This is a genomic window from Glutamicibacter sp. BSL13 (assembly GCF_052928425.1).
The window spans coordinates 15354-39250 of sequence record NZ_JAVGCZ010000002.1 but is presented as its reverse complement, the minus strand read 5'-3'; the positions used below and the strand labels follow the sequence as shown (position 1 = coordinate 39250).

The window sequence follows — 23897 nt, the reverse complement described above, 5'->3', positions numbered from 1 at the left end:
GTCGATAGGCTAGGAGCATGTCTCACACCCCGCCGTATTACCACCAGCCAGGGTTGCCGCCGGTGCGCCGGCAACGCGTCTTCGAGGCCGGGGCGGTCAAGAAGGGTGACCTGTTCACCGTCGCGGCGTACATTGTGTTCTTCATCCTCGGCGGGGCGATGCTGATCGCACTGATCCCCGGCTACATGCACGCGTTCCCGGATGAGGACTCGGCGCTGTTCGGGGTGAACATGATCCTGTACACGGTGTTCTTCATCCTGGCCATGATCCAGTGCGGGCCCCAGTTCTTCGAATCCTTCGCCACCATGCGCTACTATCCGTGGCTCAAATGGCTGATGCTGCCCGGCGGCTGGCTGCTGACGGTGATGATCTCCGCATTCATCACCATGTTCTTCGGCGGTCCCCAGACCAGCATGAACCAGCAGGCCCTGCAGGATATGACCCAGTCGGTGCCGTTCCCGGTGATGTTCGTGACCACGGCACTGTTCGGGCCGTTTGTGGAGGAGTACATTTTCCGGCACCTGCTGATCGGCAAGCTCTCCCGCAAGGTCAACATCTGGGTATGTGCCCTGATCTCCACGGTCCTGTTCGCCTCGATCCACTTCGCCAATGGCGGGGGGATCGGCTCCGTGGTGGAAATCCTGCCGTACCTGATGCTGGGACTGATGATGTCCCTGGCCTACATCCTCACCGGCAAGTCGCTGGCCTACGCCTACATGCTGCACGTGGCCAACAACGGGATGGCCCTGCTGGTGCTCTACACGCTGGCCCCGCTGCTGCCCGCCGCGGGGGTGTAAGCCACGTTTACCGGCCATGAACCACACAGCCGCGGCTACCGGGGGATGCTGTTGGCGCTGTTTGCCAGCGGCCTGGCCACCTTCTCACAGCTGTACTCGGTGCAGGGCCTGCTGCCGGAGATGTCCCGGAACCTGAACATCAGCGAGGCGCAGGCGGCGCTCAGCGTTTCGGCCGCCACCCTGGGCCTGGCCCTGGCGGTGATCCCGTGGGCGATTGCCTCGGACCGGATGGGTCGTCGGCAGGTTATCGGCATCGCGCTGGTCTCCTCCGTGGTGCTGGGGCTGGCCGGGGCGGTTAGCCCCAGCGTGGAGCTGTTGTTGGCGGCCCGGTTCCTGGAGGGCGTGGCGCTCGCCGGGGTTCCGGGCACCACCCTGGCCTATTTGGCCGAGGAGCTTTCCGCCCGGGCGGTGGCCATCGCCAGCGGCATCTACATTTCGGGCACCACGGTCGGGGGCTTGGTTGGCCGCCTGCTGGCCGCCTGGGTCGCACAGCCGTTGGGTTGGCGGTGGGGCGTTGCCGCGGTCAGCCTGCTGGCGGCCGCGGCGATGATTGTGTTCTTTATCAAGGCACCGCGGGCGCAGGGCTTCACCCCCGTGCCCGATGTCCACCTGCGCCCGGTGCTGCGGCGTTTTCGCGCCAGCCTGCAGGGGCGGCGCCCCATCCTCTACCTTCAGGGCTTTCTGCTGATGGGCGGGTTCGTGGCCGCCTACAATTATCTGGCGTTCCGCCTGGAGGCCCCGCCCTTCATGATTCCCCCGGCGCTGGCCGCCCTGGTGTTCCTGGCCTACCTTGCCGGGACCTGGTCCTCCATGGCCAGCGGCGGCATCGTGAACCGGGTGGGCCGGCGCACCTCACTGCTGCTGGGCATCGGGGTGATGATGGCCGGGTTGCTGCTGACCCTGTCTGCGGTTCTGTGGGTGATCATCCTTGGCATGCTGATCTTCACCGCCGGGTTCTTCGCCGCGCACGCCGTGGCCAGCGGCTGGGTGCCGGTGTTGGCCCCGGAAACCCGGGCGCAGGCTGCCAGCCTCTACAACCTGGGCTACTACATCGGCTCCTCGCTGTTCGGGTGGCTGCTGGGCATCCCCTTCATGCACTTCGGCTGGTCCGCCCTGGTGGGGTGGGTGGTGGGCCTGCAGCTGGTGGCCGCGGCGGCCGCCTGGTTCCTCAGGCCGCCGCGCCAGCCACAGCCCGTCATCGAACGTAGTACTGAATGAAGCGGTAACCGTTCGTCGGCTTGTTTGACGCCGTTCGCCGGATTCGTGGTTTGATGCACGTCACTTGGACGGTCCCGACGCCAACACATCCGGCAGGATTTTCTGCGGCCCTTCAACGGAGAAGGGTGGAGATCACGCAGGAAGGTGTCGATGAGCAAGACACAGAATTCAACATCACCCCACGGGTATACGACCCTGGCCAAGACCCTGGGGAACTGGGATGCCCTGGCGCTGGGCTTTGGCGCCATGATCGGTTTTGGGTGGGTCGTCCTCACCGGCGGCTGGCTTTCCAACGCCGGAACCCTGGGTGCCACGGTCGCCATCATGGTCGGCGGCGGCATCATGGCCGTGGTGGGCCTGACCTATGCGGAACTAACCGCATCGATGCCCAAGGCCGGGGGTGAACACAACTTCATTCTCCGCGCACTTGGCCCCCGCCCGTCCTTCATCGGTTCATGGGCCATCACCGGTGGATACGTGACCATCGTGGCGTTCGAGGCGGTTGCCTTCCCCCGTACCGTGGAATACATCTTCCCGGGCATGAGCCGGATTCCGCTATGGACGGTGGCCGGATTCGAAGTGAACCTGACCTGGGCGTTGGTGGGTGTGGCGGCCGGGCTTTTCATCACCTGGATCAACGTGCGCGGCGTGAAGCAGGCCAGCGTCGTTCAGACGTTCACAGTGCTCTTCCTGTTGGCGGTCGGCGCCATGATGATCTTCGGTTCGGTGACCTCCGGCGAAGCATCAAATATGGAACCCTGGTTCACTCCCGGAATGTCCGGCTTCTTCGCGGTGCTGGTGGCGGTCCCGTTCCTCTTCATCGGCTTTGACGTGATCCCGCAGTCCGCGGAGGAAGTGAAGATCCCATCCCGGCAGATCGGCAAGCTGGTGGTGGTTTCGGTGCTCATGGCAACTGTTTGGTACATCATGGTCGTCCTGACAACGTCATCGGCAATGCCCGCCAGCGAACTGGCCAACGCGGACATCGCCACTGCCGATGCCTTCGGCGCGCTGTTCAACTCCCAAATCATGGCGAAGATCCTGATCGCCGGCGGAATCGCGGGGATCCTGACCTCCTGGAACTCACTGCTGCTGGGCGCCTCCCGGCTGGTCTTCTCACTGGCACGTTCCGGGATGCTGCCGCAATGGTTTGCCAGGGTCCACCCCAAATATCAGACTCCGAGCAACGCACTGATTTTCATTGGCGGCATTTCACTTCTGGCCCCGTTCTTCGGTGCGGAAATGCTTGGCTGGCTCGTGGATTCCGGGGCACCGAGCATCATCATCGCCTACTTCCTGGTCTCTGTGACATTCCTGCTGCTGCGCCGCCGGGAGCCGAACATGAGCCGGCCCTTGCGCATCGGTGGTCGGGGGCGCTTCGGCGAGGTCATCGGTTGGATCTCGGTGCTGCTCACCGCGGCGCTGTTTAGCCTATACATGCCCGGCATGCCCGCCTCACTGAGCTGGGAGCCGTGGCTGATCTTCGCGCTGTGGTGGGTCCTTGGGGCCGTGTACTTCGTCAAGGTTCCCGGCGGAATCCCGGCCGGTGAAGACGCCGAAGAAAAGGTGCTGCAGATCGTCAGGGCGCGCAGGAAATAAGCGCGCCATGCCGCTAGGTCAGCTCGTCGTAGTCTCCGCCAACCCACCTGGCGTAGCGTTCGGCGGAGAACTGCACGACCCGGTGGGCATCTGACGGGACGCAGGCGGCGAAATTATTGTAGAGGCGGTCAAAGCGCAGGCTGTCCAGTTGGGCGGCCATGCGCCGCACCACCGCCGCCGAGAGCGGGATCCGGTTGGGATAGCTACGCAGGAAGGTGACATTGCCATCGGCCACGGGAAAGACCGCGTCCCCGGCCAGCAACGCGCCACCGCCCCGGGCTCCCGCGGCCCACTCGGCCACGGTGCTTCCGGGGAAGTGGCCGCCCACTTGATGCAGCCAGATGCCCGGCAGCACCTCAAAGGACTCGCTCCAGTAGCGGATGGCATCGCTGCTGCGCTGAACCCACTGCTTGTCGGCCTCGGCCACATAAATCGGTGCATCATCAAAGGCCTGACTGTACTGCACCTGCACGCCGTACATGTGCGGGTGGCTGGCCACAATGGCCGCAATACCCCCGAGTTCCCGAATGACCTCCACCGCATGGGAACTGATCATCCCGGGGACGTCAAAGAGCAGGTTCCCGATTTCGGAACGGATCAGCAGTGCGCTTTGCCCGATTCCCACCTCGGGTGCCCGCAGGGCGGTCAAACCCTCCTCCAGCTCCCGCATCTGGATCTGGTGGCCCTCGCGCTCAAGCGTATCGGAACAGGTCCAGCGTTGAGTGCCACCGGGGATGTACTGGCGCTCGTCTTCGCAAATGGGGCAATGGGTGGGCAGGGTGCGCGAGGGTTCGAACTGAACCGGCCTGGGTTTGCGGGAGAGCATGATCTAACACGGAGAATAGGAATCATGCCAGCACCACGCAAATACGACGCCGAGACCCAGGCCCGAGCGGTCCGCCTCTACCAAGAACGCCTGGAGCAGGGAAACATCTCACAGACCCGGGCGCGCCAAGAGATCGGTGAGTTGCTGGGTATTAATCCCGGCACCTTGCGCAACTGGATCCGTCGAGAGCAAGGCGAGGGCCTCACCCCTGCGGCGTCAGCCAGTCAAGAGCCGGCCAACGAAGAAGTGGCGCGCTTGCGGCGCGAGAACGCTCAACTGCGGCGGGCGAACGAGATCCTGAAGACCGCGTCAGCTTTTTTCGCGGCAGCGGAGCTCGACCGCAAACTCGGACAGTAATCGCCTACATTCGCGAGTACCACCACCGGTTCGGGGTCGAGCCGATCTGTGATGCCCTGCGCGAGCAGGGCATCACGATTACCCCGTCCACTTTCTATGCCCATCAGGCCCGCGGATTCGGTCCCAGCGACCGCGACCTGACCGACGCCTACCTGGCCAACAGCATCTACGACCTCTGGGCGGCTAACCGCCGTCTGTATGGGCGCAGGAAGCTGTGGAAAGCAGCGCTGCGTGCCGGTATCGAGGCAGGCCGGGATCAGGTCGAACGGCTGATGAAGCTGCTGGGCATCACCGGGATCCGGCGTGGGAAACGCACCACGGTCACGACCCGCCAGGATCCGCAGGGCCTGCGGCATCCGGACCACGTCCAACGCCGATGGAACTGGCCCACGCGACCGGATCAATGGTGGGTGGCGGACTTCACCTATGTGTGGACACCCCAGGGTTTTTGCTATGTCAGTTTTATTACCGATGTCTTCTCGCGTCGGATTCTCGGGTGGCGGGTGATGAGAACCAAGACCAGCCTTTTGGTGCAATCGGCCTTGGAACAATCGTTATTCATCCGGCGTAGGACGAACAGCGAGTTCACCACGCAGGGGCTTTTGCATCACAGTGACGCCGGCAGCCAGTACACAGCTCTGGCATTCACCGAGCAACTGGCCGCGGCGGGCATTACCGGTTCGATCGGCACGGTCGGTGATGCGCTGGATAACGCGTTGATGGAGTCCACGATCGGACTGTTCAAAGCCGAGGTGATTTGGCACGAACAAAAGCTCTGGGAGTCCTGGCAGCAGGTCGAGCAGGCCACCGCTGCGTGGGTGAGCTGGTTCAACACTCAGAGACTGCATTCGAGTATCGGGGACCTGCCGCCGGTGGAGTACGAAGCGTTGTATTACGATGAACCACGGGGCAGCAGCGAGCCCGCTGCTGCGTAACACGGCTCTCTACGAAACCCAGGCCGGTTCAAACTCCACTGCGCATCCTGCGCATTGCCATGGTGCATCTGCCGGGTTCATGGTTGTTCCCTGTCCTCCTGGTCGATTAGCCACCACGCTACTTTGAACACTGCCTGCGTGACAGAGCCCGGTGCGGTTTGTTCTGAATTCGGTGATGTGGCAAAAGACGAGAAGGCGCTTCGCTTGGTCCTAGTAGGAGGGAGCGGTGGGAAAGCCGGCACAGCTGTAGAGACTGGCGCCGTGCATCAGATCTCTAGCGACTTCAGTTGCTGGTTCGTCGGTTTGGATACCCATTACTGCAAAGCCGTCACGGGGATTGCAAAGTTTTATTTGGATGCCGTCACGTAGCTATGGAGGGTGCCGTATTCGCCGACGGCGCCGTTATGATGCGTTCGCCCTGAGTTTCTGGTCCCCAACCGCTTCGACCGTGGTACGGGAGGGGTGGCTAGCCAACATCTTCCCCGGGATCATCGAGCTGCACGGTGATCTTTTGGTCAATCCAATCAGCCTCATTTACAGGTGCATTAGCTGTGTGCAGCGGAGGGATTTGTTCATCTTCGATGTCGCGATCCACCTCTAGGCGTTGGTCGACCAAATCCACCTCGGAGACTTCGGTGTCCGGATGCAGGGGCTCGAAAGTCATATCGTTCATCCCTCTCTTCGTGTGCTGAGGCTGACTGCTGAGGTTTGGAACCTATTATTGCCGGAAGTCAGGCGACGCCTTCTGGGAACCTCGCTAGGGGTGCACCTCTCTGATCTCCCGGATTTTTTGGTCTGTGCCGACAAGATACAAATGATTCCCTGAGAAGTCCAGAGGCAGGTGTGGCACATCCGGCACGGACCGGAAAGGCAGCAGCACTAAAGGTCGGCTGCACTCTGCTGCGATGCTTGCCGGCGAGTATTGAAGATAAGGGGAATTGGAGGTTCGTCGCCCTGTTGGGCAGCGTTCGTCGTTAGTTCATCCTCGCTCTTGGGATATGGGATGGAGGGCTGACCATAACCTATGATTCTCTTCTTCGAGGTGTAACACCATCTCGATCCCGGCCAAATTCAGTCCCGCATCGAGCAATACGACTATTCTTTCGATCCGGGCAACATCCGCCGGCGAATACTTCCGCGTTCCGCCCGCAGTTCTTTGGGGTGTCACCAGCCCCCGTGCTTCGTATAGCCGTACTGACTGAACACCGGCGCCAGCCAACTGCGCTGCCGCCGAGATCGAGTATGTCCTCTCTGGCGCTACGGATGCTTGTGGTCTATGTGCCAAATTTTTTCCTCCCTTTTGGTTGCGTGAACTCGTGGTTGGTGTTATAAAAACTGTACCAGCTGATATAGATTTTAGGGCAGCTGGAAGAAGACAGCCAAAGGAGAAGGGAGAACTGTGATGCTGCTGGACAACGACGTCTTTCGTGAGTTTGATCGGATGGTGAAACAAGCGTTCAATGGTTCTCCGGGGTTCGACCGGGCACATTTGATGCCGATGGATGCCTGGAAGGATGAGCAAGGCTTCCATGCCGAGCTTGAGATTCCAGGGATTGACCCGGACGCTGTTGAACTCTCGGTGGAAAGGAATGTCCTGAAGATTCGCGCCACTCGACCAGAGCAAGCCACTGATGACCAGTTGCTGGTTCGGGAGAGGGCATGGGGTGCGTTCGGTCGAGACTTGATCCTCAGTGATCACCTCGATGTGGACAACATCCACGCGCATTACGAGGACGGGCTGCTGCGCCTGGATATTCCTATCACCGAGAAGTCGAAGCCGAAGCGAATCGCCATCACCAAGGGTAATCGCTCAAAGGAGCTGACCTCTTAGAAGGCAATGCCGATCCTTCGGCTTGAGGTGGGCGACAAGCCGGAATCGTATGGGCGCTCCCAGAGAGATCCCGGGTTGAAGAAACGATCCTGTTGGACTATTCCTTGCAGGAAGTACGCCATTTCCCCGTGGATGCCGGTTAGCTCTCTGCGGTGATGACGCCTGCCCCAGCGATCTTCGGCTAAAGGCGCTCTGCCGTTTGGTCCCGCTTGGGGTCAGCTCCGAGTTTCGGAGCTGACCCCCAGCCCTGAGACAAAGGAGAACCGAAATGCGTAAGTCACAGGTAGTCCTGCGTTTTGATGACGATCAAGTGGAGGAACTGCGGAACGCGTTGTGCCACTACCGGGAACACGTCCTGGAGCAGTTGCAGGACGCGTATCAGTTCGAAGGGGCAGGGAATTCCTCTTATTGGAGCTCCAAACTGTCCACGATTCAATGTCTTGTTGAGTCGGTAAACTCCTCCGGTTCGCAGCTCGCAACGTCGCTGGTCGAGGGTGGAAAAATTCCCAGTTTCACTGACTTCTACGAAGCATGTAGCTAACTGCCCCATGGCATGGCGAGCCACGGAACCTGCAGTAGTCGCAGGGGAATCGATAGGGCAAAGTGTAATTTTTGGGGTTGCCCTGCAGTAAGCGCAGGACCATTCCCAATGGGGGCGTTCATCTATGATTAGGGCTCGATTCCAGGCCCGCGATTCATTTCAACCCTTAGTAGTCGGCGCACAGGGTTGCGGTTACTGAGGCAGATTTATGGGCAGGTGCTCTAGAAGCCCCTGCCCATTGTTTTCTGTACTGCATCCAGGTGGATTTCTGCCAGGGGTGGTGCGCGCGCTCTGAAGCGCAATATGTCGCGAGTGTACGAGCCTCCTGAAGTACCAGATACCCGCAAAGCCCTCGGCAGCAAAACTTGATCCGGTAGGTCTGCATTCGTGGTGCTCGTTCTTCCTCTAGTGCCCGGGGGGTCCGAGCGCTTGGCAAAGTACTCGAGTTTAAGGCTCAGTTGGTGAAGAAAGACGAGGTCAGCTGGGGTGAGGGCCAGTTCGAGTGAGTCTGCCACGCGATGTTCGTCGAGCGTGGACGCAGTCAGAACCGCGAAGGGGACTACTTCAGGCACTGTCCGCCATGACTCGACACGCTCCTGGGTGTTCGCCATTCTTCTCACCTCCCTGCCTCCGGTAGCGAAACTTCTGTATCACAACGTTAACAAGGACCTGTGCCGTTTGATATAGATTAATAGCTCGCTCTGGCTCATCTGTCAAGATTGGTTCACAGTACTAAAGCCCAAGGGCGGAGGGTGCTTTCTGCCCACTGGCCACGGGGTGTATCGGCGCCTGTGAACCAGGCAGGCGCCGACATGTACTGGTTTCACACCCAATCACAGAGCCAGGCGGCGCTGAACAAAGCACAACCCGGCTTTGGATCCTTTGTTCGGCTCGATCGCTGCTGCTTCAAGAACGGCAATGGATACTCCTACACCGTGTTGTACCGCACGCGCTGAGGGAGCGCGCTCCGGCGGTGACTACAACAGGAAGCCGCCAAGGACCGCCGCACCCAGTGCCACCGCCCAGGCCGGGGCCTTCCATCCGGACAAGGCAACGAAAGCGGCCGCCGCGACCACGAACGTGGCGGTATTGGGCACACCGTGAGTGAACACCGGCGAATACAGGGCGGCGGCGAGCAGACCTACCACGGCGGCATTCACCCCGCCCAGGGCGCGGCGCACGATCGCATTGTGCCGCAGCCCTTCCCAGAATGGCAGCACGCCGATCACCAGCAGTGCAGAAGGCAGGAAGATCGCCACCAGGGCAATCAACGCCCCGGCCCAGGACGCCATAGGCAGCTGCGCACTGGCCCCAAGGAATGATGAGAAGGTGAACAAAGGGCCGGGAACCGCCTGCGCCGCTCCATATCCGGCCAGGAATACTTCCTGGTCAACCAGGCCGTTGCCCACCATTTCAGATTCCAGGAGAGGCAGTACAACATGCCCGCCGCCAAACACCAGCGCACCGGTACGGTAGAAGACGTCCGTCAGCGCCACCACGGCAGTGGGGCTTAGGGTGCGCAGTACCGGGAGCAAAGCCAGCAACAAGACAAACAGGACCAGACAGGTGACCGAGAGCGCCCGGGCCACCTTCGGCTTCAGCTGCGCCTCCTGCTGGCCAGCCGCTTCCGGCACCGGAAGCCATAGCAGCCCGATCAGGGCAGCGCCGAGCATGGCCAACACCTGGGTGAGCGGGCCGGGCAGCAACAGGACCACGGCCATGGTGGCCACGGCAAGAGTCGCGCGGCGGGCATCGGGGGTCAGCATCCTGGCCATCGAAATCACCGCGTGCGCCACCACGGCAACGGCCGCCGCCTTCAGGCCGCTGATCCAGCCGGTGCCCAGGGTGTCCGACAGCCATGGAGCTCCCAGGGCGAACCCAAAGAGCAGCAGCGCCGAGGGCAGGGTGAAGCCAACCCAGGCCAGCAGCATCCCGGGCAGCCCGGCGCGCTGCAGCCCCACGGCCATGCCCACCTGGCTGGAAGCCGGCCCGGGCAGGAACTGGCACAGGGCCACCAGATCGGCGTAGGTGTTTTCCTTCAGCCAACGGCGGCGCACCACAAACTCGTTGTGGAAGTAGCCCAGGTGAGCGACCGGGCCGCCGAAGGAGGTCAGGCCCAGGCGCAGGAACACGGCAAACACTTCCCAGGGGCCCCGGGCAGGGGCAGCTGGTTTCGGGGAAGAGGCAGCGGTGTTCATCCTGCCCATCGTAGGGGCGCCAGTTGACGGGAAGCTGGATATCTTGTGAAGACACGGTGACGTATTCGGGGCGAGCATGACGCGGCCCGCAGCGCCGAAATGGAGATGCCCGGACCGGCTTCGTAGAGTAGTTCCGTGAAGCCTCGCACCGCACCCACCGAATCCAACCGCTCCATGGCCCGCCAGATCCTGGCGCTGGCGATTCCCGCGCTCGGCGCGCTGATCGCCGAGCCGCTATTCCTGCTGGCCGACACCGCGATCATCGGGCACCTGGGTGTCTCCGAACTGGCCGGTGCGGGCCTGGGGACCACGGTCATCCAGACCGCGGTGGGGCTGATGATCTTCTTGGCCTACGCCACCACTCCCGCCGTGGCCCGGGCTATCGGAGCCAGCCAGTTTGGACGGGCCATGGCTGCCGGGCGTGACGGCATGTGGTTTGCCCTGGCCCTGGGCCTGGTGCTGACCGTCATTGGGTATTTTGGCGCCGAATCATTGGTGCGGTTGATGGGGGCCGAGGGCGCCGTGCAGCAGTTCGCGGTGGATTACATCATGTACTCCCTGCCCGGGGTGACGGCCATGCTGCTGGTCTTTGCCGCCACCGGCGTGCTGCGCGGCATGCAGGACACCAAGACCCCGCTGATCGTGGCCTCCGCCGGGTTCGGGTTGAACATTGTCCTGAACTTCACGCTGGTCTACGGGTTCAACATGTCCGTCAGCGGGGCGGCGCTGGGCACCTCGATCGCCCAGTGGGTCATGGCTCTGGTCTACTTCCGGCTGATCATTCCGCAGATCCGCCAGGCCGGGCTGCCGCTGGCTCCCACCTGGGCGGGCTTCAAGGCCACCGGACACGTGGGGTCATGGCTGATGCTGCGCAACGCCACCATGCGCATTGCCTTGCTGGCCACGGTGGTGGTGGCAACGAACGCCGGCGAGGTGACCTTGGCTGCCCACCAGCTGGTGTTCACCCTCTTCTCCTTCCTGGCCTTCGCCCTGGACGCCCTGGCGATTGCCGCGCAGGCGCTGATCGGCAAGGAGCTGGGGTCCGGGGACAAGGAGCAGGCCACCAAGCTGACCGGGGTGATGACCCGTTGGGGCGTCTACTTCGGGATCTTCACCGGCCTGTTCATCTTCGCCCTGTCCTGGGTGCTGCCGGTGCTGCTCAGCTCGGATTCCTCGGTGCATGAACTGGCCACCCCGGGGCTGTGGCTACTGGCCATCTCGCAGCCGATCTGCGGCGTGGTGTTCGTGCTGGACGGGGTGCTGATGGGAGCGGGGGATGCCCGTTACCTGGGACTGGTGGGCGTGGTGAACCTGGCTGCCTACCTGCCGATGCTCTGGGCAGTGGATGTCCTTGCCCAGGACCAGCTCAGCTCCATGATCTGGATCTGGGTGTCCTTCGCCGGGGGATACATGCTGGCCCGGATGATCACCCTGGGGGTGCGGGCCCGCACCGACAAGTGGATGCGCCTGGGTCTCTGATCCGGCTGGCGCTGGGCGCAGTGATGGCTTAACGGCGTTGGAGGTTCTTCAAGTGTTGCCCTGGGCATCGGCAGCCACACCATCAGAACTTATTACCCGCATCCCAGGTATCAGGTTGTAGCCTTCATTACAGGTAACGCAGGAATGATTAATAATAATAAGACACCAGGCGGCAAAAAACGCTAGCAGTAACTGTTCTTGGTCTTTTTAGAATATAGGAGGAAACGCTAAACTAGATTGTTGGGTGCATTAAGGGGCGCGAAAAAGGGCCACGGCTTTGCCTTCGGCTTCAACGACGTGGTCAAGAACCTGTTCATCCTCACCTCGGTGCTCTTCGCACCGCACGTGGCCGACAGCCTGGGATGGAACGCGTGGATGGCCACGGTGCTGGTCATCTTCTGCGCCTTCGTGGCCTTCGCGGTGCTCATCCCGCGCCACGCGGTCCCCGCGTTGCGGGAAATCGATGCCCAATCCGGAAGCAACCGCGCCGAGGTCCTGCGCGCCGCGCAGACCAAGTAGCAAAGAGCGGATTCCTGCTGGCCGGAAAGGCCAAATCCAGTGGCGCTAGCTCCAGATGTCGTCGGTTTCGAACTGGTTGAGCATGGCGTTGCGGATCGATTTGAGGTGTTTGGCCATCGCCTGCTGGGCCGCCTTGGCCTCACCGGCTTCGATTGCCTGCACGATGGCCTCATGTTCCTGGATTTCCCGGGAAGTGGACATGTAGGCCTGCATTCCGGGCAGCACGTAATGGGCGCGGGCGGTGTCATGGAAGCAGCGCTCCAGCGCGGCGGCAATACGCGAATTGCGTCCCCCCTCGGCCAGCTGCCGGTGGAACTGCTGGGCGCAGCGCATCGAGCCGATTGGATCCTCCGCCGCGAGCCGGGACTGCTCGTCAAGCTGGCTGCGCAGGGCCGCAATGAACGGTGCGGTGGCATGCCGCGCGGCACCGGCGGCGGTAAAGGGCTCGAGCAGCATCCGCATGTCCAGGGTCTCGTACACGTCATTGAGGGTCACCCCGCGGACCAGGTACCCCTTCTTGGGCAGGATCTGCAGCAGTCCCTCGCTGGTCAGCTGGCGCAGGGATTCGCGCACCGGGGTCTTGGACACCTTGAATTCCTCGGCCAGGCGCGGCTCGACCACCATGGTGCCCGGGGCAATTACCCCGTACAGGATCCGCTCACGCAGTTCGGCGGTGAGCTTCTCGGTGAGCGAGGTGGCCATCTGATCTCCCATCCCGGCTCCCGCCAGTATCTGGCGCGTAATCTTTGTCCTCGGGTCTTTACTGTGACCCTAGCTACACCTTAGTCTGACCTGAAAGATATTTCAGGTATCTGTTATCTGCGGATACCTTCCCCACCTTCCAATGGAGCGCATCATGGCACCGCAGGACACAAGCGTTGGCGTTGGCCCCGCCCAGCAGCACCATGCGCAGCAGCGCCGTCGGGCGATCTTCGCCTCCGTGCTGGGCACCGCCATCGAATGGTACGACTACGCGTTGTATGGGGCGGCGGCCTCGGTGGTGATCGGCCCGCTGTTCTTCGCGGCCGCCGGTTCCACCGGTGAGGCGCTGGCCGCTTTCGCCACCTTCGCGGTGGGCTTCGTGGCCCGCCCCTTCGGCGGGGTCATCATTGGACACCTGGGGGACAAGTTCGGGCGGCGTCCGGCCATGTTGCTCTCGGTGATCCTGATGGGCATTGCCACGGTCGGCATTGGCCTGCTGCCCACGGCCGATTCCTGGGGAGTGTGGGCGGTGGCCCTGTTGGTGCTCTTCCGCCTCATCCAGGGCTTCGGGGCCGGAGCCGAACTGACCGGTGCCATGACCCTGGTCGCCGAATATGTGGAACCGAAGAAGCGCGGCTGGTACACCTCACTGGTGCTGGCCACCCCGCCGCTGGGCATCGCCTTGGCCACCGTGAGCTTCTTTGCCGTGGCAGCCCTCGGGGACGCCGCCCTGCTTGGCTGGGCCTGGCGAATCCCCTTCCTGATCTCCGCGGTGCTGTTCCTGCTGGCCCTGTACATCCGCAACCGGCTGGAGGAGACCCCCGAATACGCTCGGGCCATGCAACGGGCGCAAGAGCACGGCAACACCGGCAAGCTCCCGGTGCTGAAGGTCTTCTCCGGGCATTGGCGCGAAGTGCTGCTCGGGTTCTTCGCCATCACCGGGCACAACGCCGTGAACTACATCCTGGCCGTGTTCTCCATCAGCCTGATGGTCGGTTCGGGCATGGAACGCAGCCATGCCCTGCTGGCCGTGACCGTCGGTTCCCTGGTCTCGGTGGTGCTCACCCCGGTCGGTGGCCGGCTGGCCGACCGTTGGGGAACTTCGCGCACCCTGGCGGCTGGGAACATCAGCGGCCTGCTGCTGGCCTTCCCCATCTTCTGGCTGCTGGCCACCGGCCAGTTCACGCTGGGCATGCTGGCCATTGCCCTGGGCTATGCGCTGGTCATCCCCTGCACCAGTGGGGCGCAGGGCGCGTTTCTCACCGAACTGTTCCCGGTCCAGGTGCGTTTCACCGGGATCGCGATTGCCCGGGAACTCAACGGCGCGCTGGTCGCCGGCATGTCACCGCTGATTGCCGCCACCCTGCTGGAGCTGGGCGGCGGGGCGATTACCCTGCCCGCAGGTTTCCTGGCCCTGTGCTGCCTGAGCTCCGCGGTGGCGATTTTCCTTGGAACCAGGGCCTCCCGCCGGGCATAGATGAACGCCGGGGCGAGCCGGGCCCCCAGAACCAGATTTGTCGTCAATGAAAGGAACCCGCAGTGTCGAACCTGCAGCGCCAAATGCCCGATGTCAAGGAATTGGCCGCACTGATGAAGTTCTCCCTGCCCACCCTGCGCCGCCGCCAGGCCCGGCTGGCGAAGGCCGCCGACCTGTGGGACCTGCGCAAGATCGCCAAGCGCCGCACCCCGGCCGCGGCCTTCGACTACGTGGACGGCGCCGCCGGCCGGGAAATCACCGCGGACCGGGCGCGGGAGGTCTTTGACTCGGTGGAGCTGCTGCCGCGCATCCTGCACGGCACCGCGCACTCGGATCTGTCCACCACGATCGCCGGTGGCAATTCGGCACTGCCCTTTGGGATCGCACCGACCGGCTTCACCCGCTTCATGCAGTCCGAGGGTGAGATCGGCGGTTCCCGGGCCGCGGAGAAGGCCGGGATCCCCTTCAGCCTGTCCACCATGGGCACCCGCTCCATTGAGGAAGTGGCCAGCGCCGCCCCAAACGCCCGCAAGTGGTTCCAGCTCTACCTGTGGAAGGACCGCGAGAAGTCCCGGGCCCTGGTGGAACGGGCCGCGTTGGCCGGCTTTGACACCCTGCTGGTCACGGTGGACACCCCGGTGGCCGGCCAGCGGCTGCGCGATGTGCGCAACGGGATGAAGATCCCGCCGGAACTGAGCCTGAAGACGGTGCTGGATGCCTCCTACCGGCCCGAATGGTGGTTCAACTTCCTGACCACCGATTCGCTGAAGTTTGCCTCACTGTCCAATACCTCCTCTGATTTGCCCACCATCATCAACTCCATGTTCGACTCCTCGCTGGACTTCGATGACCTGCGCTGGATCCGCGACCTGTGGCCGGGCAAGTTGTTCGTCAAGGGGGTGCTCACCGCGGAGGATGCCCGCAAGTCGGTGGCCGCCGGGGCGGACGGACTGGTGGTCTCCAACCACGGAGGACGGCAGCTGGACCGTGCCCCGATCGCGTTCGAGGCGCTGGGGCAGGTGCGCCAGGAGGTGGGTCCGGAGATGGAAATCATCCTCGACTCGGGCATCATGTCCGGGGCGGACATCGTCGCCTCCCTGTGCGCCGGCGCCGACTTCGTGCTTATCGGCAGGGCCTACCTGTACGGGCTGATGGCCGGCGGACAGCAGGGGGTCGAAAAAGCCATTGAGCTGCTGGCCAAGGAAGTCGAGGTCAACATGCAGCTGATGGGAGCCGGATCCATCCGGGAACTGACCCCCGAGCTCATCCGGGTGCGCGCCGGGCGTACGGCCAGTCCGGCACTGAATCGCTAGCGGGTCATCGCGGGGACCGGCGTTGTTAAATGTGCCGCCGGTCACCCAGCCCAGGCTCAGGTGTCAGGGTCTTCTATACCGCGTAGAATAGGCGTGTGCCTGCACCAAAATCCACTGCAACCCAAGCCCAAGAAGTTTTCCGGCCCGTACTGCTGCGCGGCCTGACTGCCGCCGCCTACGCGCTGATTTCCATCTTCTGGATCGGCGCCGACCTAAAGGTCCTGTCCTATTCCACTGCCGGCCTGCTGGTGCTTACCGGCGTGTTCATGTGGCAGTACGCGTCCGTGGCCACCGTTCCGGCCAAGGCGCGGGCCCCCTATGCTTTTGGTGCCGGCATCATGCTGCTGGCCGGCATCACCACGCTGTTCGCCTCCACCCCGGCCATGGTCGCCTACATGGCTGCGGTCGGCCTGCTGGTCGGTGGCGTCTCGGAAATCGTCGTGTTCGCCAAGTACCGTCATGAGTTCCCGCCGTTCCGCAACCAGCTGATCAGCGGCGCGGTGGCCGCCGGGGTCGGTGTGGCTCTGGCCTTTGCCGGACAGCTGGACACCCATGGGGTACTGGGGATGATTGGCGGCAGCGCCGTGGTCTTTGCCGTCTTTGAGCTGATCGCGGCCTTTGGGCACCTGCATGACTCCCGCAAAAACCCTGCGGCCGAAACTGACTAGACTTGATGGCAACACGAGGAAATAGAAATGGAGATCCTGGTGTCAAATAATTCACCCAAGAAGCAACCATGGAGTCAGTCGATCAAGGCTCCACTGGTCTTTTCGCTGGTGCTGGGAATCGTCGCCGCCTTTGTCGGGATGATCAGCGTGACCGGCGGCTCCGAGAATGACCTGCGCATCGATGTCGGACTGATCTGCTTTGGCATCGCCTTCATCGCCAGCCTGCTGGTGATCTCGGTGCTCACCATGGCGTCGAAGGAAAACGACCCGACCCTCGGCAAGGGATCCGGCGTGAACCGCGCCTCGGATCGCCCCCACGAGAAGGACTGATTAGGCGCCGGAAACACCCGCAGAGCCACAAACAATGGTGGGCCGCCCCTTGGGCAAGGGGCGGCCCACCATTGTCATCGGCCGGGTTTCGGCTTGCCGCGGCCCGCGGCGGGCCGGCGCTTACTCCTCCGGCTCGTCGGCCGGACCCCATTCGGAGAGGAAATCCTCCGGGCTCAATTCCCCCAGATCCCGGCGCACCAGGGCAATTAGCCGCTCGGCTTCTTCCAGGTTCGAGGTGGGCAGGGTCAGGACCCGGGAATCATCGGTGCGCGAGTAGACCACCACGCTGGAACCGGAGGGTTCAAACTCCGCATCGCCCAGGACCGCCGAAGCCACTGCCGCCGTCCAGCGGGCTGCGGCCTTCAAGGGCGAGTCATCGGTGCGTTCCAGTCGTGCTTCATAGTCCTCAGACGCGTGGTGCTCGTTCATGGTCAATCCCTCCGACGTACTTCCCGGTGCCAGGTCCTGCACACCGGGAAGTGGATCTGCAGATCAAGTCTGTTCGTGGTTTCATCCTAAAGGTGCCGCAGTTTTGCGGCGAGTACCGGCACGGGAATTATCCCGTGCGTGAAAACCTCAGGCGCGCCTGGCCTTACGTGCCCGGTAGGCCCGGACATGCTCGCGGTTGGCGCAGTTGCCGGTGTCGCAGTACAGCTTCGACCGGTTGCGGGAGAGGTCGACCAGCGCCGCCCGGCAGTCCGGTGAGGCGCAGATGCGCAGGCGCTCAAGCCCCTTGGAGCGGATCACCTCAGCGACGGCCATGGCGGCCTCCACTGCCATGCGGTCATAGAGCGGGGCGCTTTGGGTGGTGGCGTGCAGGTGGTAGTCCCACTCGTCATGCTTGATCAACTGGGGCAGGGCCTGCGCGTTGCGCAGGATGGCATTGACCCGGCGCACCGCGTTGTCCTCATCCGCGGTCCAGATGTCGTGCAACTGGGAGCGCAGCTGGCGGATGGAACGCAGCTCGGCCAGGTTGTTCGCCCGGGCCCCGGTGAAGCGTTCGGTATCCAGGAAGTAGTCCAGGTCCCCGACGGTTTCGAGCTTGTCCACCAGGCCGGAGTTGGTGTTCAGCAGGTTGACCACAGTACGCAGCGAAGCCTGTGTGTCAGGTGCAAAGGTCATTGTGACTCCTGTAAGTCGTCATGGATTGACGAGCATTTCGGCAGAATCGTATTGTCATGATCATACATTCAATGACTCCTGACTCCCGTGCGCGGGTCGTGCTCTGAGGGGCGCGCGGGAACCGGGAGCCCGTTCCGAAAGCCAGCACCCATGCCCGAGATATCTTCAGCCCCCGAGGCCCTTCCGCATGTTGCTTCCAAGCCCCGCAAAACCGGGAACATGGTCGGAGTGTGGATCGCGCTGCTGTCCTCCGCGGTCTTCGGCCTATCCGGATCCTTCGCCAAGGCCCTGATGGAGGCCGGATGGTCTCCGGCCGCGGCGGTGACCTGGCGAATGGCCGGTGCTGCGCTGGTGCTGGCCATCCCCGCAATCATCGCGATGCGGGGGCGCTGGACGCTGCTGCGCACGAACTGGGCGCCGATCCTGCTCTTTGGGTTGTTCGGGGTGGCCGCCTGCCAGCTGTGCTACTTCCTGGCCGTGCAGCGGCTGGATGTCGGGGTGGCGCTGATGCTCGAATACCTGGCCCCGGTCTTCATTGTCCTGGTGCTGTGGATCAGGCACCAGAAGCGTCCGCGCATTCCCACCATCGCCGGCACCCTGGTCGCACTGGTGGGGCTCATGGCCGTGCTGGATATTGCCGGAACCACGAGCATTGATTCCATCGGGGTGATGTGGGGAATCGGCGCAGCCATTGGCCTGACCGTCTACTTCTTTGTCAGCGCCCGGGTCAACGGCGCGCTGCCGCCGATCATGCTGTCCGCCGGTGGTTTGCTGGTCGGTTCGCTGATGATGGCCCTGATCGGGTTGTTCGGCATCCTGCCCATGGAGGTGACGTTCACCGAGGTGAACCTGGCTGGTCTGCAGACGCAATGGTGGGTCGCCCTGGGCGGAATGATCATCCTGTCTACGGTCATCGCCTATGTCACGGGGATCATGGCCGCCCGGGCCCTGGGATCCAAGGTCGCCAGTTTTATTTCACTGACCGAAGTGCTCTTTGCGGTGTTGTGGGCGTGGCTGCTGCTTGGAGAACTACCCGGGCTAATCCAGCTCTTCGGTGGTCTGCTGATCGTCGGCGGGGTCGTGCTGGTGCGCGTGGATGAGCTGCGTCAGCCGGTCCAACGCTAGTTATCGGAGGCCCTCTGATACCGATCAACCATTTGGTTGATGGCAGCAACTTTTCGTCCACCTAGAGTCGATGGTGGGGTGCAGCAGCACCACGACCTTGAAACTTGGGTATCGAAAGGAACGCATCGGTGGCTACTTCGGACACCATGAACCCTCAAGGCTCCCCGCAGGCATCACACCCGTGGGGAGCCTTGGCTATTCTGGCCGCCGGACTGGGGCTTGTGGTCCTTGACGGGACCATTGTCGGGGTCGCCCTGCCGCAGATCATTGCCGATATCGGTCTGGACCTGGGCGATGCTCAATGGGTCAACAGTCTTTACGCGGTGGTGCTGGCCGCCCTGCTGCTGTCCGCCGGAAGCCTGGCCGACCGGTGGGGCCGCAAGAAGCTCTTCGTCAGTGGACTGCTGCTCTTTGCGCTTGGCTCTCTTCTGGCCGCGGGGGCCGGGGCGGCGGGACCCCTGATTGCGGCCCGCGCGGTCCAGGCGGTGGGCGCTGCCTGCATCATGCCGGCCACGCTGTCCACGGTGAATGCCATGTTTCAGGGCAAGCAGCGCGCCGCCGCGTTTGGCATCTGGGGTGCGGTGATTTCCGGCGCCGCCGCCGTGGGACCCCTGGCCGGCGGCCTGTTGACGCAATATGCCTCTTGGCACTGGATCTTTCTGGTGAACCTGCCCCTGGGCGCGGTGCTGCTGGTGCTGGCGCTGGTCTTCGTCCCGGAAACCAAGGGTGGAAAGCCGGCCCGCGGCGTGGATGTGGACGGCGCCTTGCTCAGTGCGCTGGGGATGGGTGCCCTGGTGTTCGCCATTATCGAAGGACCCGAGACCGGCTGGTGGAAGCCGAAGTCCGAGCTGCGCGTTGGCCCCTTCATCTGGCCCGCGGATGCCGCGGTATCCATTGTCCCGGTTGCCCTGCTGATTGCGGCAGCGGCCATTGTGCTGTTCATCTTCTGGGAACGGCACCGGGCCCGGGTGCGCCGCTCGGCCCTGCTGGAACTGCAGCTGTTTACCGTCCCCACGTTCTCCTGGGGAAACCTGACCGCCGCGAGCGTGGCGATTGGTGAGTTCGCGCTGTTGTTCGTCTTGCCGCTGTTTTTGGTCAATGCCCTGGGGCTCTCCGTGCTGTCCTCCGGGTTGGTGCTGGTGGCCATGGCGGTGGGCGCGTTCATTTCCGGGGCTCTGGCCCGTCACCTGGCCGCCAGGATTTCCGCGGCCGGGACCGTGCTGCTGGGCCTGGGCATGGAAACCCTTGGCGTCCTGATCCTGGCCGTGGTGCTCTCCGCGGGCGTCCCGCCGCTGGCTGTTGCGGCGCCCTTGGTGTTGTATGGGCTGGGTCTTGGCCTGGCCTCGGCCCAGCTGACCGGAACCGTGCTCTCCGGGGTGCCGGTGGAGATCTCGGGTCAGGGTTCGGCAACCCAAAGCACGGTGCGCCAGGTCGGTTCGGCGCTGGGAACCGCGATTTCCGGGGCCGTGTTGGCCGCGAGCCTGGCGCTCACGTTGCCTTCCAGCCTGGCCGGTGCCGGGGTGGCGGGAGCGAAGGCCGGTGAATTGGCCGAGGCGACCCGGCAGTCGGCCGGCACCACGATCAGCCAGTTGCGCGCCCAGGGCGCCGGGCAGTCGAACCCGGCCGTGGACGCGCTGGCGGCCGGGTTTGCCGATGCCACGCGGGTGTCCATGATCGCTGCGGCGGTGTTTCTGGTCCTTGGGGCGCTGGGAGCCTGGCGCATGCTCGTGCTGCAGCGCCGCGCATCGTCCCGCCCCAACGACTAGGGCGAGCGGCTGGTCGCCGATTCCGGCGGGCAGGGTCCGGCCTAGACCGGCTGCCATGCCTTCGCGTGCTCAAGGCCAGTGCCCGTGCCGGGGAGTAACGCACAAAGCCACGGTGTGGCTGTCGTCCCGCAAGGGGGAGCAGCCACACCGTGGCTTGTGGTGTTGGGTTCAGCGCCCGGAGGCTACTTCTTGCCGAAGCGGCGCAGCCGCAACGAGTTCAGCACCACCAGCACCGAGCTGGCCGCCATGGCCGCACCGGCGATCATTGGGCTGAGCAGTCCCAGGGCCGCCACCGGGATGCCGGCGGTGTTGTAGGCAAAGGCCCAGAACAGGTTCGTCTTGATCGTTGACAGCGTCTTTTCGGACAGCGCGATCGCGTCGTTGACCTGGTGCAGGTCGTTGCCCATCAGGGTGATGTCCGCGGCCTCGATGGCCACGTCGGTGCCCGAGCCCATGGCGATGCCCAGGTCCGCCTGGGCCAGTGCCGGGGCGTCGTTTACCCCGTCACCCACCATGGCTACGACCTGGCCCTCGGACTGCAGCTGCTCGATGGCCTTGGCCTTGTCGGCCGGGAAGACCCCGGCGAACACGTCCTGCGGCTGGATGCCGACGCTGCCGGCCACCTTCGTGGCGACCTGCTGGTTGTCACCGGTCCGCAGCATGACGCGCAGCCCGCGCTGCTGCAGGGCGCGGATGGCCTCGGCGGAGGAATCCTTGATCTTGTCGGCCACGGAGATCACCGCGGTGAACTTGTCATCCACCGAGACCAGGATGGCGGTGGCCCCGGCCTCCTCGGCCGAGTGCAGCATCTGCATGGCCGCCTCATCCAGCACCGTGCCTTCGGACTCCAGCCAGCTGTAGCGCCCGACCACGATCTTGTGCCCGTCGATGATGCCCTTCACCCCGCCGCCGGGATCCGAGTCGAAGCCGCTGACCTCGGCCAGCGCTCCCAGCTCGGCCCCGGCGGTGGCGATGGCCTGGGCGATCGGGTGCTCGGAGTGGTGTTCCACGGCGGCCGCGACGGCCAGCGCCCGGTCCGGGTTGACCCCCTCCACCGCGGTGGTGCCCAGGTAGGTCATCACCCCGGTGGTCACGGTGCCGGTCTTGTCCAGCACGATGGTGTTCAGCTTGCGGGTGTCCTCCAGCACTTCCGGGCCGCGGATCAGGATGCCCAGCTGTGCGCCGCGCCCGGTGCCGACCAGCAGGCCGATCGGGGTGGCCAGGCCCAGCGCGCAGGGGCAGGCGATGACCAGCACCGCCACCGCGGCGGTGAAGGCGGCCAACACGTCGCCGCTGAACAGCCACCAGGCCAGGAAGGTGAGCACCGCGATGCCCAGCACGATCGGGACGAAGACCGCGGAGATCCGGTCGGCCAGGCGGGCGATCGGCGCCTTGCCGGACTGGGCCTCGGAGACCAGGCGGCCCATCTGGGCCAGTGTGGTGTCCGCGCCGATGCGGGTGGCCTCGATGACCAGGCGTCCGGAGGTGTTGATGGTGGCGCCGGTGACCTCATCCCCGGCCGCCACCTTCTGCGGCACCGATTCACCGGTCAGCAGGGAGGTGTCCACGGCGCTGGTCCCGTCAATGACCTTGCCGTCGGTGGCGATCTTCTCGCCCGGACGGACCACGAACTGGTCCCCGATCTGCAGTTGGTTCGCCGGGATGCGGTGTTCCACGCCATCGCGCAGCACCACCGCCTCCTTGGCCCCCAGGTCCAGCAGGGTCTTCAGGGCATCCGAGGCGCGGTTCTTGGCGCGGGTCTCCAGGTGGCGGCCGATCAGCAGGAAGGTCGCCACCACGCCGGCGGTCTCAAAGTACAGGGTGTGCTCGTGCATCCCGCCGCCGGTATGGGCGGTCATCATCGGGTCACGGAAGAGTTCAAAGACCGAGAAGAAGTAGGCGGCCAGCACACCCAGGGAGACCAGGGTGTCCATGGTGCTGGTCAGGTGCCGCGCGTTGATGGCCGCGGCCTTGTGGAACGGCCAGGCGCCGTAGAACACCACCGGGGTGGACAGCGCGAACGCTACCCAGCCCCAATGCGGGAACTGGGCGCCGGGGATCATGGAGATCACGAACAGCGGGATGGTGAAGACCAGGGAGAAGATCACCCGGTTGCGCAGGTTGCCGTGCTCGGTGGGCTTGGTCCCAGCCGGTTCCTCCGGCGCGGCGCCCTGGTGCCCGTGCTCGGGTTGGCGCACGCTGGCCTCGTAGCCGGCGGCCTTGACGGTCTCGATCAGCATCTCATCGCTGATGTCCGCCGGGACGGTGACCATCGCGTTTTCCAGCGGCAGGTTGACCGAGGCGGTGACCCCGGGCAGCTTGCCGAGCTTGCGCTCCACCCGGTTCACGCAGGAGGCGCACGTCATGCCCTGGATGTCCAGGTCAACGGTGCGCTGGGTGGGGTGCCGGGGTTGGCGCACGCTGGCTTGGTAGCCGGCGGCCTTGACGGTTTCAATCAGCTTCTCGTCGCTGATGTCCGCCGGGACGGTGACCTTCGCGTTTTCCAGCGGCAGGTTGACCGAGGCGGTGACCCCGGGCAGCTTGCCGAGCTTGCGCTCAACCCGGTTCACGCAGGAGGCGCAGGTCATGCCCTGGATGTCCAGGTCAACGGTGCGCTCACCCGCGGTTGGCAGGTTCTGTTCGGTTTGGGTGGACATCATCAATCCCTAGGTGTTGGAGAGGTGTGCCGCCTGCTGCTGGGGCAATTAGCGGCTGATTGCTACCACGTTGTAGCCCGCTTCGTCGATGGCCGTGCGGATGGCGGCATCGTCCAGGGCGGCGGCAGAGGTGATGGTGGCGGTGGAGGTGCCGTTGGCGACCAGCTGGACGTCCACGCCGGATACCGAGGAGAGCTCTTCCAGCTCCTCGGTCACGGAGGCCACGCAGTGCCCGCAGGTCATGCCGTTGATCTGCACCTGGGTGCGGACCGCTTCGGCCTGCCCGTCGGGGCGGCTGGTGATCTTCAGGCCCTCATTGGTCTTGTTGGCCGACTCGTCCGAGCAGCCGCAGCCGCATCCGTTCTGGGTTCCCATGATTGTTCTCCTGTGTGATCGTTGTGCGCCCACGGGGGCGCTGGTGTGCGGCGGGGCGGGGT

23 protein-coding genes and 1 other annotated feature are annotated in these 23897 nt (G+C 64.0%); of the genes, 14 read left to right on the top strand and 9 right to left on the bottom strand.

Features of this window, described 5'->3' with window-relative positions:
• Positions 1 to 17 precede the first annotated feature (17 nt).
• From RCJ92_RS00585 to RCJ92_RS00575, 3 genes are all read left to right on the top strand, one after another.
• Complete coding sequence (locus RCJ92_RS00585) at positions 18 to 797, top strand: CPBP family intramembrane glutamic endopeptidase (RefSeq protein WP_138175478.1); 780 nt, start codon at positions 18 to 20, stop codon at positions 795 to 797.
• Between the two features lie 45 nt (positions 798 to 842).
• Positions 843 to 2015, top strand: a complete 1173-nt coding sequence (locus tag RCJ92_RS00580; RefSeq protein WP_446753438.1) for an MFS transporter — start codon at positions 843 to 845, stop codon at positions 2013 to 2015.
• Between the two features lie 150 nt (positions 2016 to 2165).
• Complete coding sequence (locus RCJ92_RS00575; RefSeq protein ID WP_346921776.1) at positions 2166 to 3614, top strand: APC family permease; 1449 nt, start codon at positions 2166 to 2168, stop codon at positions 3612 to 3614.
• A 13-nt stretch (positions 3615 to 3627) separates the two neighbouring features.
• Here RCJ92_RS00575 and RCJ92_RS00570 read toward each other — a convergent pair whose 3' ends face one another.
• Positions 3628 to 4440 (bottom strand): hydrolase, encoded by an 813-nt coding sequence (locus RCJ92_RS00570; RefSeq protein WP_446753437.1) that lies wholly within the window; start codon positions 4438 to 4440, stop codon positions 3628 to 3630.
• A 24-nt stretch (positions 4441 to 4464) separates the two neighbouring features.
• Here RCJ92_RS00570 and RCJ92_RS00565 point away from each other — a divergent pair.
• A protein-coding gene (locus RCJ92_RS00565; RefSeq protein WP_446753436.1) for an IS3 family transposase occupies positions 4465 to 5732 on the top strand; the annotation gives its coding sequence in 2 pieces (ribosomal slippage) (positions 4465 to 4753 and positions 4753 to 5732; 1269 coding nt in all).
• Positions 4752 to 4883, top strand: a sequence feature (AL1L pseudoknot). (Overlaps the previous gene by 132 nt.)
• 466 nt (positions 5733 to 6198) lie before the next feature.
• On the opposite strand, the gene RCJ92_RS00560 is transcribed toward RCJ92_RS00565, so the two are convergent.
• Together RCJ92_RS00560 and RCJ92_RS00555 are read right to left on the bottom strand one after the other, a co-directional pair.
• A complete protein-coding gene (locus RCJ92_RS00560; RefSeq protein ID WP_446753435.1) occupies positions 6199 to 6396 on the bottom strand; it encodes a hypothetical protein in 198 nt (65 codons plus the stop codon).
• 315 nt (positions 6397 to 6711) lie between these two features.
• Complete coding sequence (locus tag RCJ92_RS00555; protein ID WP_446753434.1) at positions 6712 to 7221, bottom strand: MerR family transcriptional regulator; 510 nt, start codon at positions 7219 to 7221, stop codon at positions 6712 to 6714.
• Between RCJ92_RS00555 and RCJ92_RS00550 the strand changes: the two genes are divergently transcribed.
• Both RCJ92_RS00550 and RCJ92_RS00545 read left to right on the top strand, forming a co-directional pair.
• Complete coding sequence (locus RCJ92_RS00550) at positions 7135 to 7563, top strand: Hsp20/alpha crystallin family protein (protein WP_246049611.1); 429 nt, start codon at positions 7135 to 7137, stop codon at positions 7561 to 7563. The two genes, RCJ92_RS00555 and RCJ92_RS00550, sit on opposite strands and share 87 nt — an antisense overlap.
• Before the next feature lie 268 nt (positions 7564 to 7831).
• Entirely contained in the window at positions 7832 to 8104 is a 273-nt protein-coding gene (locus RCJ92_RS00545; protein WP_446753433.1) for a hypothetical protein, read from the top strand.
• Positions 8105 to 9081: 977 nt separating this feature from the next.
• Here RCJ92_RS00545 and chrA read toward each other — a convergent pair.
• The gene (gene chrA / locus RCJ92_RS00540) at positions 9082 to 10302 is read right to left on the bottom strand and encodes a chromate efflux transporter (protein WP_446753432.1); all 1221 of its coding nucleotides are present in this window, start codon (positions 10300 to 10302) and stop codon (positions 9082 to 9084) included.
• A 174-nt stretch (positions 10303 to 10476) separates the two neighbouring features.
• Here chrA and RCJ92_RS00535 point away from each other — a divergent pair, with 174 nt between their 5' ends.
• Both RCJ92_RS00535 and RCJ92_RS00530 read left to right on the top strand, forming a co-directional pair.
• Positions 10477 to 11781: an MATE family efflux transporter gene (locus RCJ92_RS00535; protein WP_446753465.1), complete on the top strand. Its 1305-nt coding sequence runs from the start codon at positions 10477 to 10479 to the stop codon at positions 11779 to 11781.
• 240 nt (positions 11782 to 12021) lie between these two features.
• A complete protein-coding gene (locus RCJ92_RS00530; protein ID WP_446753431.1) occupies positions 12022 to 12300 on the top strand; it encodes a hypothetical protein in 279 nt (92 codons plus the stop codon).
• A gap of 45 nt (positions 12301 to 12345) precedes the next feature.
• On the opposite strand, the gene RCJ92_RS00525 is transcribed toward RCJ92_RS00530, so the two are convergent.
• The gene (locus RCJ92_RS00525) at positions 12346 to 13014 is read right to left on the bottom strand and encodes a GntR family transcriptional regulator (RefSeq protein WP_421014353.1); all 669 of its coding nucleotides are present in this window, start codon (positions 13012 to 13014) and stop codon (positions 12346 to 12348) included.
• A 142-nt stretch (positions 13015 to 13156) separates the two neighbouring features.
• Between RCJ92_RS00525 and RCJ92_RS00520 the strand changes: the two genes are divergently transcribed.
• From RCJ92_RS00520 to RCJ92_RS00505, 4 genes are all read left to right on the top strand, one after another.
• Complete coding sequence (locus RCJ92_RS00520) at positions 13157 to 14479, top strand: MFS transporter (protein WP_396277460.1); 1323 nt, start codon at positions 13157 to 13159, stop codon at positions 14477 to 14479.
• Positions 14480 to 14550: 71 nt separating this feature from the next.
• On the top strand, positions 14551 to 15792 hold the full coding sequence (locus RCJ92_RS00515; protein ID WP_446753464.1) for an alpha-hydroxy acid oxidase: 1242 nt from the start codon (positions 14551 to 14553) through the stop codon (positions 15790 to 15792).
• A gap of 95 nt (positions 15793 to 15887) precedes the next feature.
• Complete coding sequence (locus tag RCJ92_RS00510) at positions 15888 to 16460, top strand: DUF308 domain-containing protein (RefSeq protein WP_421014351.1); 573 nt, start codon at positions 15888 to 15890, stop codon at positions 16458 to 16460.
• 27 nt (positions 16461 to 16487) lie between these two features.
• Positions 16488 to 16790 carry a hypothetical protein gene (locus RCJ92_RS00505; protein WP_246049608.1) on the top strand — a complete coding sequence of 101 codons (303 nt, stop codon included), beginning with the start codon at positions 16488 to 16490 and terminating at the stop codon, positions 16788 to 16790.
• A 120-nt stretch (positions 16791 to 16910) separates the two neighbouring features.
• On the opposite strand, the gene RCJ92_RS00500 is transcribed toward RCJ92_RS00505, so the two are convergent.
• Complete coding sequence (locus RCJ92_RS00500; protein ID WP_054821189.1) at positions 16911 to 17219, bottom strand: hypothetical protein; 309 nt, start codon at positions 17217 to 17219, stop codon at positions 16911 to 16913.
• 147 nt (positions 17220 to 17366) lie between these two features.
• Positions 17367 to 17912 carry a CGNR zinc finger domain-containing protein gene (locus tag RCJ92_RS00495; RefSeq protein WP_054821190.1) on the bottom strand — a complete coding sequence of 182 codons (546 nt, stop codon included), beginning with the start codon at positions 17910 to 17912 and terminating at the stop codon, positions 17367 to 17369.
• A 219-nt stretch (positions 17913 to 18131) separates the two neighbouring features.
• On the opposite strand from RCJ92_RS00495, the gene RCJ92_RS00490 reads away from it, so the two are divergent.
• Both RCJ92_RS00490 and RCJ92_RS00485 read left to right on the top strand, forming a co-directional pair.
• Positions 18132 to 19037, top strand: a complete 906-nt coding sequence (locus tag RCJ92_RS00490) for an EamA family transporter (protein WP_446753430.1) — start codon at positions 18132 to 18134, stop codon at positions 19035 to 19037.
• Between the two features lie 146 nt (positions 19038 to 19183).
• Positions 19184 to 20803 (top strand): MFS transporter, encoded by a 1620-nt coding sequence (locus RCJ92_RS00485; protein WP_446753463.1) that lies wholly within the window; start codon positions 19184 to 19186, stop codon positions 20801 to 20803.
• Positions 20804 to 20985: 182 nt separating this feature from the next.
• Here RCJ92_RS00485 and RCJ92_RS00480 read toward each other — a convergent pair whose 3' ends face one another.
• Positions 20986 to 23460 carry a heavy metal translocating P-type ATPase gene (locus RCJ92_RS00480; protein WP_446753462.1) on the bottom strand — a complete coding sequence of 825 codons (2475 nt, stop codon included), beginning with the start codon at positions 23458 to 23460 and terminating at the stop codon, positions 20986 to 20988.
• Positions 23461 to 23508: 48 nt separating this feature from the next.
• Complete coding sequence (locus tag RCJ92_RS00475; protein ID WP_421014348.1) at positions 23509 to 23835, bottom strand: heavy-metal-associated domain-containing protein; 327 nt, start codon at positions 23833 to 23835, stop codon at positions 23509 to 23511.
• Positions 23836 to 23897: the final 62 nt, after the last annotated feature.